General features: G+C 65.5%; 1 pseudogene. It reads left to right on the top strand.

The features are described 5' to 3' along the window. Window positions 1-235: pseudogene (locus ADK64_RS47280) on the top strand (hypothetical protein); the annotation flags it as partial.

The following is a 235-nucleotide window of genomic DNA, read 5'->3' as shown; positions in this document are numbered from 1 at the left end:
CTCGGTAGTGAGGGTGCGGGGGTGGTGGTGGAGGTCGGTTCCGGGGTTGTTGATCTGTGTCCTGGGGATCGGGTGATGGGGTTGTTCGCTGGGTTTGTGGGGCCGTTGGCGGTGGCGGATCGTCGGTTGGTGGCGAGGGTGCCGGAGGGGTGGTCGTTCGTTGAGGCGGCGTCGGTGCCGGTGGTGTTCTTGACTGCGTATTACGGGTTGGTGGATCTGGCTCGTGTGCGGTCGG

The organism is Streptomyces sp. MMG1121 (assembly GCF_001280015.1).
Classification (GTDB): Bacteria; Actinomycetota; Actinomycetes; order Streptomycetales; family Streptomycetaceae; genus Streptomyces.
This window is presented reverse-complemented; position numbering and strand designations above follow the sequence as displayed.